10 protein-coding genes are annotated in these 9,440 nt (G+C 58.3%); 2 read left to right on the top strand and 8 right to left on the bottom strand.

The features are described 5' to 3' along the window. Positions 1-182: hypothetical protein (locus AC0Z5Z_RS26240; RefSeq protein WP_485611841.1), on the top strand; the 182-nt coding region annotated here is incomplete at its 5' end. Here the strand turns inward: AC0Z5Z_RS26240 and AC0Z5Z_RS26235 are convergent. The 8 genes from AC0Z5Z_RS26235 to ppsA form a co-directional block, all read right to left on the bottom strand. Continuing rightward, positions 183-1,217 (bottom strand): OmpA family protein, encoded by a 1,035-nt coding sequence (locus tag AC0Z5Z_RS26235; RefSeq protein ID WP_039762998.1) that lies wholly within the window; start codon positions 1,215-1,217, stop codon positions 183-185. Positions 1,218-1,324: 107 nt separating this feature from the next. Continuing rightward, a complete protein-coding gene (sigX, locus tag AC0Z5Z_RS26230; protein WP_016773832.1) occupies positions 1,325-1,915 on the bottom strand; it encodes an RNA polymerase sigma factor SigX in 591 nt (196 codons plus the stop codon). 90 nt (positions 1,916-2,005) lie between these two features. Further along, a complete protein-coding gene (locus tag AC0Z5Z_RS26225) occupies positions 2,006-2,830 on the bottom strand; it encodes a mechanosensitive ion channel family protein (RefSeq protein ID WP_016773831.1) in 825 nt (274 codons plus the stop codon). Between the two features lie 2 nt (positions 2,831-2,832). Then, complete coding sequence (locus AC0Z5Z_RS26220; RefSeq protein WP_485611840.1) at positions 2,833-3,081, bottom strand: CrfX protein; 249 nt, start codon at positions 3,079-3,081, stop codon at positions 2,833-2,835. A gap of 63 nt (positions 3,082-3,144) precedes the next feature. Next, positions 3,145-4,140, bottom strand: a complete 996-nt coding sequence (locus tag AC0Z5Z_RS26215; RefSeq protein WP_016773830.1) for a zinc transporter ZntB — start codon at positions 4,138-4,140, stop codon at positions 3,145-3,147. A gap of 21 nt (positions 4,141-4,161) precedes the next feature. Beyond that, positions 4,162-4,653, bottom strand: a complete 492-nt coding sequence (rraA, locus tag AC0Z5Z_RS26210; RefSeq protein WP_039762996.1) for a ribonuclease E activity regulator RraA — start codon at positions 4,651-4,653, stop codon at positions 4,162-4,164. A gap of 210 nt (positions 4,654-4,863) precedes the next feature. Then, positions 4,864-5,853 (bottom strand): alpha/beta fold hydrolase, encoded by a 990-nt coding sequence (locus tag AC0Z5Z_RS26205; protein ID WP_485611839.1) that lies wholly within the window; start codon positions 5,851-5,853, stop codon positions 4,864-4,866. A gap of 185 nt (positions 5,854-6,038) precedes the next feature. Beyond that, a complete protein-coding gene (gene ppsA, locus AC0Z5Z_RS26200; protein ID WP_041479139.1) occupies positions 6,039-8,414 on the bottom strand; it encodes a phosphoenolpyruvate synthase in 2,376 nt (791 codons plus the stop codon). A gap of 174 nt (positions 8,415-8,588) precedes the next feature. Here ppsA and ppsR point away from each other — a divergent pair, with 174 nt between their 5' ends. Beyond that, the gene (gene ppsR / locus AC0Z5Z_RS26195) at positions 8,589-9,407 is read left to right on the top strand and encodes a posphoenolpyruvate synthetase regulatory kinase/phosphorylase PpsR (protein ID WP_476249077.1); all 819 of its coding nucleotides are present in this window, start codon (positions 8,589-8,591) and stop codon (positions 9,405-9,407) included. The last annotated feature ends 33 nt before the right edge of the window (positions 9,408-9,440 follow it).

Genomic DNA, 9,440 nt, shown 5'->3' with positions numbered 1-9,440 from the left:
GATCGGTCTCCCCCAGAAACACATCTTCGTATGTCGCACCAGCGAGCTTAGATCTCATTCATGCTGGTGTGTGGGGAACATACAAGGAGCTGCCGCAGGCTGCGATCTTTCAAGACTCAAAGCCAAATCGCAGACAAAGAAAAGCCCGGCCTGAGCCGGGCTTTTCCATCAGCGGCAGCTAATTACTTAGCTTGAGCTTCAACCTGCGCTTCTACGCGACGGTTTACAGCGCGGCCAGCTTCAGTTTTGTTGTCAGCAACTGGGCGGGATTCGCCGTAGCCAACAGACTGAACGCGGGACGATTCAACACCGTACTGGTTGGTCAGAACTTGCTTAACGGCGTTTGCACGACGCTCGGACAGTTTCTGGTTGTAAGCGTCAGGACCGACGGAGTCAGTGTGACCTTCAACAGTAGTGGTGGTGGATGGGTACTGCTTCATGAAGTCAGCCAGGTTTTTGATGTCGCCGTAGCTGTTAGGCTTGACTACCGACTTGTCGAAGTCGAATTTCACGTCCAGCTCAACACGAACAACTTCAGCAACTGCTGGGCAGCCATCAGCGTCAACGGTTACGTTGGCTGGGGTGTCCGGGCACTTGTCAACGTTGTCGCAAACGCCATCGTTGTCGCTGTCGGAGCAGACTTCAGCAGGTGCTGGAACTGGAGCAGCAGCTGGCTTGGAGCCGCCACCGAAGTTCACACCGATACCGACGCTAGGAGCCCACTCGGTGTCGCCCTGGTCGATGTTGTACTGAGCTTCAACGCCGGCACGGGCGTAGAAGTTCTCGGTGAAGTACAGCTTGGCACCGCCGCCAACGTTGGCGAAGGTGGAACGGTTACGACCGTTCGAACCGTTCTGGTCGATGCTCTGGTCAGAGAAACCGGCCGAAACGTATGGACGAATCATGTCGCCTGGGTTGTTGAAGTGGTACAGAGCGTCCAGAGCGGTGTTAGCGCCTTTGACGTTCTTGCCATCGTCGGCACGTACGTTGTGCACTTCGTCGTAGCCCAGACGCAGTTCAACGTCGTCGGTCAGGAAGTAACCGATCGAACCGCCGAACAGGTTGCCGTTGTTCTTGAAGTTACGAGCGCTGTCGAATTGTTCTTTCTTAGCGAAGCCTTCGATTTCAACTGCGCCTTGGCCTTGTGCCAGAGCGCCGAACGAAGTGGCGGCAATCAGAGAACCAATGGCCAAGCCCAAGGTGTTTTTCAGTTTCATCCGTTAAATCCCCATCTGGTGATTGTGAAGCAGTCCCGCAAACCGGGGGACAACTCGGCGGCAAGTCTATCAGAACTTGCCTACACGTAAGAGATATTTGCGCTGAACTAAGTTTCAGCAATGCCTGCAAATTTCTCACGCAATTTATCTAGAGCGCGTTTGTAACGCATTTTTGTCGCACTCAAACCCATGTGCATGATGTCTGCGATCTCCTGAAATTCCAGCTCTGCGACAAATCGTAGCACCAGAATTTCGCGGTCAATCGGATTCACATACACCAGCCAGCGATCAAGCCCACCCTTCTCCTCCGGCTTCGGCGCCTTTTCTTCAGACGCTTCTTCAAGAGGGTCCAGACTGAGAGCGTCCATCAAGCGACGCTTACGCCGTTCCTTCCGATACTGCGTGATGCATTCGTTGTAAGTGATGCTGTAAAGCCAGGTTTTGAACTTCGATTTCCCCTCGAAGTTCTTCAGGCCGTACAGCACCTTCAGCATCACTTCCTGACAGACATCGTCTGCGTCGCGATCGTTCCCAAGATATCTCGCGCAGACGTTAAATAATGTTCGCTGGTAACGCCGCATCAACTCTTCGTAGGCGCGCGTTACGTGAAACAGCTCGGTATGCGAGCGCGCGACCAACTCCTCATCAGAGAGCTCGCGGGGGTCGTAGCGCGTGGATAGCGGTTGGGCTTTATTCAAAACAAGTCGTGCCGACAGTCAGGTCAATGTCCGCCACAACCAGCCTCGGCTGGCATTTTGCGGCGGCATACATTAGCAGGGTTTGCCGGTTTAGCGGCTACTCACATGCTGTTCCAGCAGGATCCGATTGGAGAGAGAGACTAGCTCACCCTCATCGGTCAGCAATGTGGTTTTAACCGTGCCGATCTCTTCGATCTGGCCTTCGACCTCGCCAACACGCACTTGTTGCCCAACCTCGTACAGCTCACGCACATAGATTCCCGCAAGAATCTGACCGGCGATTTCCCGGCTTCCCAAACCCATGGCCAGCGCAACTGCCAGACCAACGGTAATCAAAACGATGACAATTACATGGTTCAGCAGGTCGGTCTTGACCTCGAGCTGGCTGATCGCCACCGAGATGCTGATGATGATCACCAGCCCCTGCGCGATCCGTCCCAACCCGGAAGCGTAGTCCAGGCCTACGCCTTCTGCTGCGCCGCGCACCAGCCCGTTAGCCAGTTGCGCCAGCAGGACACCGACCAGCAACACCAGCGCGGCGCCGAATACTTTCGGCAGATACAACGCCAGCATGTCCAGCGTAGCTGAAACTCGCTCAAGGCCAAGGGATTCTGCTGCGGAAACCAGAAAAATCAGCAGAACGAACCAGTAGACGATTTTACCGATCAGCGTCGAGATCGGCACTTGCAGCCCGGCGCGCGACATCAGCTTGGTCAGCCCGGTACCGCCCATCAGGCGATCAAGGCCCAGTTTTGCGAGCAACTTGGAGAGTAAGGTGTCGAGCAGCTTGGCCACGACGAAACCCAACAGCAGCACAACCAGTGCGCCGAACAGGTTCGGAATGAAATTAGCGACTTTGGTCCACAACGCAGTCATTGCAGTGACGAGGCTCTGAGTCCAGAGATCAAGTTCCATATTCAATCAGCCTTATCAGCAGTGCGAGCAGTGGTTTTACGAAGACGGGAAACCGGCAAGACATGTGCCGAGCCATTGTTCAGGGCGATCATCAGCGCGGGCAGCCAGCGGCCCAGCAAGCTGAACAGATCACCGGCGCCGACCTGGCGGTTGGCGGTTTTGAGTACGCGGCCCAGGCACGCATCGTCGTCGCGGCTGGACGGCGAAGCGTTGAGCATGTCGCGCAAAGACTGTTCAAACGGATCGTGCATACGCACCTCTCGTGATGTCTGTGAAAGACGCGGGCAGTTTTACTCGGGTCACATGCGCCATGTTCACACCCAGCGCAATCGACGGAACAACCACCACTGACCGAACGCCAGGGCGAGTACCGTCAGGCAGGCAATCAGGAAACCATACGGGCTTTCGGCAAACGGAATACCGCCGACATTTATCCCGAGCAGACCGGTGATGAAACTCATCGGCAAAAAGATGCAGGTAATGATGCCGAAGCGGTACATGGTGCGATTCATGTGCACGCTCAAACGCCGATCTTCGGCCTCCAGCACAAGCCCCACACGCTCTCGAGTCAATTCGAGCTCTTCCAGATAACGGGTCAGGCTGTTGTTCAATTCGTTCCAGTAGTCGGCGTCGTCTTCGACGAACCACGGCAATTTTATCCGGGTCAGCTGTCCAAAAATATCCCGCTGTGGCGCGAGAAAACGCTTCAGCCCGGCCGCTCTGCGGCGGATGTGCAAAATGGCCCCGTGCTCGGGCGTATACCGTTCGTCGGCGTCGAGTTTTTCTTCCTCTTCATCGACCACTTCCGACAGGCACGTGACCAGATCCTGCACTTTATTGGTGAGGAACTGCGCCAGATACAGCATCAATTCAGAAGACGTTTTCGGACCTTTGCCCTCCCCCAGCAGCGCCAGCAACTCATCTGTAGCGCGCAACGGACGCAAGCGCAGGGAAATCACGCGCTGAGCGGAGGCAAAAATCCGCACCGAGACCATGTCTTCCGGCTCGGCGCCCGGGTTGAGATTGACCCCGCGCAGAAACAGCAGCAGCTCGGAGTCGGGCAATGGCAACAGACGCGGGCGGGTGTTCTCTTCCAGCAGCAGATCGCAGGTGAATTCGTTGAGCCCGCTGGATTTGCGCAGCCAGGTTTGGGTCTGCGGATGGCTGCGATCCCAGTGCAGCCACAGGCTTTCATGGGCCTGCAGCTGCAAATCGTCGAGCTCAGTCCGGGCTATCGAACGCGCACCGCCCTTGCCGTCCAGTACCAGGGCATGTACCAGCCCCCATTGCGCGTTTTCTTCCTCGAACATCCGCATCCCTTGTCGAAAACCTTATTCAGGCATTTTCAGCGGAGTCGGCGAAACGATCACGCCGTTGTTGTCCGCATAAATGTATTGACCTGGGTGGAACGTCACGCCGGCGAAAGTCACCGGAACGTTGAGGTCGCCGATGCCGCGCTTGTCGGTTTTCATCGGGTGACTGGCCAGCGCCTGCACGCCGAGATCGGTCTGGGCGATGACGTCGACGTCACGGATGCAACCGTAGATCACCAACCCTTCCCAACCGTTCTGCGCGGCCTTGGCGGCGATCATGTCGCCCAGCAGGGCGCGGCGCAGCGAACCGCCGCCATCAACCACCAGCACTTTGCCTTTGCCGTTGAGTTCGGCTTGCTCCTTGACCAGCGAATTGTCTTCGAAGCATTTGATGGTCACGATTTCGCCGCCGAAGGAATCCCGGCCGCCGAAATTGCTGAACATCGGTTCCAGCACCTGCACCAGCTCCGGGTAGGCGTCGCACAGATCAGGCGTAAGGTAATGTTCCATCGAAAAACTCCTGTAACAAGGAAGACGATCAAGGATGCCGCATTCTGATAAGACGAGTTCCGGCGGTCGCTGTTTACCTTAGTCCATGCCATGGTCGCTGACGCAACCTGAACAAACCCTGAAACGTAATAGCTAAACAGTCACGAAATATGACCAGAACCGCACAACGCGTCATATCTTAGCCGCAAGCCAGGCTGAACGGAACGCCCCTCACACTGCGGCGGCCAGATTCGCTGGCTGCGCAAGCAACGGTGTCTGCTGATCCTTCAACCAGCGCGCCACCAGCGGCCACACTTCAGCCTGCGCTGCTTTGCTCACCAGCATTTCGACATGGCCGAAATTATCCGAGAAGCCCTGCTCGCGGCCCAGGTTGATGAACTGCTTGCACTCTGAGCCGATCTGCTCGAACAGCTTGCGGCAGGCCCACGCCGGATCCTGATGATCGCCCGCTGCCGTCACCGCCAGCACCGGTACCTGAACCTCGGCAAGTCCGGCCCACCAGTCCTTTTCCTTGTCGCCGAAGCGACCGAACAAGCCGTACCAGCGCATGCTTTCGATGGCCAGGCCGATCGGTTCGTCTTCCGGGCCGCGTTTGAGGCGTGAGCCGGACAACTGCGCGAAACGCTTGAGAATAAAGCGCCCGCCCCACTCCACCGGTGGGATTTTCAACGGCCAGTAGGTGCGGCTGACCTGCGTGCCGAAAAACGCCGCCGAGGCCACGGCCGGTTCGCCGAGATATTCGCCACCGAGCGCCGCCGCCAGGGTGATGCCGCCCAGCGAATGGCCGATCCAGTGCGGGATCTGTCCGCTCTGCTCACGCACGAACGCGGCAATCGCCGGCAGATCGTAGCGGGCGTAGTCGGCCACACGATTTCGCCGATAGTCTTCGTTGCGCTGAGACAGGCCGTGACCGCGCATTTCCGGGATCCACACGTCGAAACCCAGCCGCGTCAGATACGCGCCGAGCCCGAGGCCTTTGGGGGAAAACCAGAAGCGCCGATTGGAAAAGCTGCCGTGCAACAGAATCACCGGCACGCCGCGTGGCGCCGTGTCATCGGCCATGCCCAAACGGGTGACGGCGATCTCCACGGACCAGTCCGGGCTGTTGCCGGGTTTCAATCGATAGACGTCTTCGCTCAGATCGCCGCGCCGCTCGGCGCTGATCAGCGCGACAGGAAACAGGTTGCTGCTGCTTTGCATAATGCTCTTGCACAAAAAAGGGCGGCATCCGATGGAGCCCGCCCTACTTCAATCTCAAGGCCCGGCCCATGTGGGAGCGGGCCTGCTCGCGAAAGCGGTGTATCAATCAACATCCATGGTGAATGTTGCTCCGTCTTCGCGAGCAGGCTCGCTCCTACAGGGGGCGCGGCCCGTTCACATGTTGATCAAGCCTGCGCCTGACCTTCGGCGAGGAAGAACCAGGTTTCCAGCACGGTGTCCGGGTTCAGCGACACGCTCTCGATGCCCTGTTCCATCAGCCACTTGGCCAGATCCGGGTGGTCCGAAGGACCCTGACCGCAGATGCCGATGTACTTGCCGGCCTTGTTGCACGCCTGAATGGCGTTGGCCAACAGCTTCTTCACCGCTGGATTCCGCTCGTCGAACAGGTGCGCGATGATCCCGGAGTCACGGTCCAGACCCAAAGTCAGTTGGGTCAGGTCGTTGGAGCCGATCGAGAAACCGTCGAAGAATTCGAGGAATTCCTCGGCCAGAATCGCGTTCGATGGCAGTTCGCACATCATGATCACGCGCAGACCGTTCTCGCCGCGCTTCAAGCCGTTCTCGGCGAGCAGATCGACCACCTGGCTGGCTTCACCGAGCGTACGGACGAAAGGCACCATGATTTCCACGTTGGTCAGGCCCATCTCGTTGCGCACGCGTTTCAGCGCGCGGCATTCGAGCTCGAAGCAGTCGCGGAACGATTCGCTGATGTAACGCGAAGCACCACGGAAACCCAGCATCGGGTTTTCTTCTTCCGGCTCGTAGAGCTTGCCGCCGATCAGGTTGGCGTATTCGTTGGACTTGAAGTCCGACAGACGCACGATGACTTTTTTCGGCGTGAACGCTGCAGCCAGGGTGCTGATGCCTTCCACCAGTTTGTCGACGTAGAAGTCGACAGGGTCGCTGTAACCGGCAATACGCTTGTCGACGCTGTCCTTGATTTCCTGCGGCAGGCCGTCGTAGTTCAACAGCGCTTTCGGGTGCACGCCGATCATGCGGTTGATAATGAATTCCAGACGCGCCAGACCAACGCCGGCGTTCGGCAATTGGGCGAAGTCGAAGGCGCGATCCGGATTGCCGACGTTCATCATGATCTTGAACGGCAGCTCCGGCATGGCATCGACGGAGTTCTTCTTGATGTCGAAGCCCAGTTCGCCTTCGAAAATGTAGCCGGTGTCGCCTTCGGCGCAGGATACGGTCACGCCCTGGCCATCCTTCAGCAACTGGGTGGCGTTACCGCAACCGACCACCGCCGGAATGCCCAGCTCACGGGCGATGATCGCCGCGTGGCAGGTACGCCCGCCACGGTTGGTGACGATGGCGCTGGCGCGCTTCATCACTGGTTCCCAGTCCGGGTCGGTCATGTCGGAAACCAGCACGTCGCCCGGCTGGACCTTGTCCATTTCCGAGACGTCTTTGATGATCCGTACTTTGCCGGCGCCGATGCGCTGGCCGATCGCCCGGCCTTCCACCAGCACGGTGCCGGTTTCTTTCAGCAGGTAACGTTCCATGACGTTGGCCTGGGTGCGGCTTTTCACGGTTTCCGGACGCGCCTGGACGATGTACAGCTTGCCGTCGTCACCGTCCTTGGCCCACTCGATGTCCATCGGGCAGCCGTAGTGCTTCTCGATGATCATCGCCTGCTTGGCCAGCTCGCTGACTTCGGCGTCGGTCAGGCAGAAACGCGCGCGCTCGGCCTTGTCGACATCGACAGTCTTGACCGAACGACCGGCCTTGGCCTCGTCGCCGTAGATCATCTTGATGGCTTTGCTGCCCAGATTGCGACGCAGGATCGCCGGACGACCGGCCTCCAGCGTGCCTTTGTGTACGTAGAACTCATCCGGGTTGACCGCGCCTTGTACGACGGTTTCACCCAGGCCGTAAGCGCCGGTGATGAACACCACGTCACGGAAACCGGATTCGGTATCGAGGGTGAACATCACGCCGGCGGTGCCGGTTTCCGAACGCACCATGCGCTGCACGCCAGCCGACAGGGCGACCAGTTTGTGGTCGAAGCCCTGGTGCACGCGGTAGGAAATCGCACGGTCGTTGAACAGCGAAGCGAACACCTCTTTGGCGGCGCGGATTACGTTTTCCACGCCACGGATGTTCAGGAAGGTTTCCTGCTGACCGGCGAACGAGGCGTCCGGCAGGTCTTCGGCGGTAGCAGAAGAACGCACGGCCACGGCTACGTCAGGGTTGCCCGCCGACAGCGCGGCGAACGCGGTGCGGATCTCGGCATTCAGTTTTTCGGGGAATTCGGCGTCCATGATCCATTGGCGGATCTGCGCGCCGGTCTTGGCCAGGGCATTGACGTCGTCGACGTCGAGCGCGTCGAGGGCCTTGTGGATCTGCTCGTTCAGGCCGCTCAGTTCGAGGAAGTCACGATAGGCCTGAGCCGTCGTGGCGAAGCCGCCGGGGACCGAAACACCGGCGCCTGCCAGGTTACTGATCATCTCGCCCAGGGATGCGTTCTTGCCCCCCACATGCTCAACATCGTGTTTGCCGAGCTTATCGAGGGAAACTACGTACTCTACCAAGGTGATCTCTCCACTAACTGTGTTGGAAAAGCTCAGAAACCGGCGGCCCGGGGGAGCCTTGGCCGGTTGTATGGCCTGGACCTGGAAAATAAGTGAGAATGCGGGCCAATGGCGGCCGGCAAATCGCGCCTATCATATCCAAGATTCGTTACTAGCTTAAGGCCCAAGGTGCAAATGAAACGATCTGCTTTCTTCATCTCCGATGGCACCGGCATTACCGCCGAAACCCTGGGTCAAAGCCTGCTGGCGCAGTTCGAAAACATTACCTTCAGCAAATTCACGCGGCCCTACATCGACAGCGTGGAAAAAGCGCGGGCCATGGTACAACAAATCAACAAAGCCGCTGAAATCGACGGCTTTCGGCCGATCATCTTCGACACCATCGTCAATCAGGACATCCGTGAGATTCTCGCAACGTCCAATGGTTTCATGATCGACATTTTCTCGACCTTCCTCGCGCCGCTCGAACAGGAGCTTACCGAGCACTCTTCCTACACCGTCGGCAAGTCCCATTCCATCGGGCACAACTCCAATTACATGGAGCGCATCGAGGCGGTGAACTTCGCCCTCGACAACGATGACGGCGCGCGCACCCACTATTACGACAAAGCCGATCTGATACTAGTGGGCGTGTCGCGATGCGGCAAAACGCCGACGTGTCTGTACATGGCCATGCAGTTCGGCATCCGCGCGGCCAACTATCCGCTGACCGAAGACGACATGGAGCGCCTGACCCTGCCGACGGCCCTGCGCGCCCATCAGCACAAGCTGTTCGGCCTGACCATCGACCCGGACCGCCTGACTGCGATTCGCAACGAGCGCAAGCCCAACAGCCGTTATTCGAGCTACGCCCAGTGCGAATTCGAAGTGCGCGAAGTGGAAAACCTGTTCCGCCGCGAGAACATTCCGCACATCAATTCCACGCATTTTTCCGTCGAGGAGATTTCGGCGAAGATTCTGGTGGAAAAAGGCGTTGAGCGGCGGTTCAAGTAGGTTTGCGGTGCCTGATCTGACGCTATCGCGGGC

This window comes from Pseudomonas sp. 1L-E-NC-VB-C3, assembly GCF_057291535.1.
Note: the sequence above shows the minus strand (reverse complement) of the source record. Positions and strands in the feature narration are given on the sequence as shown.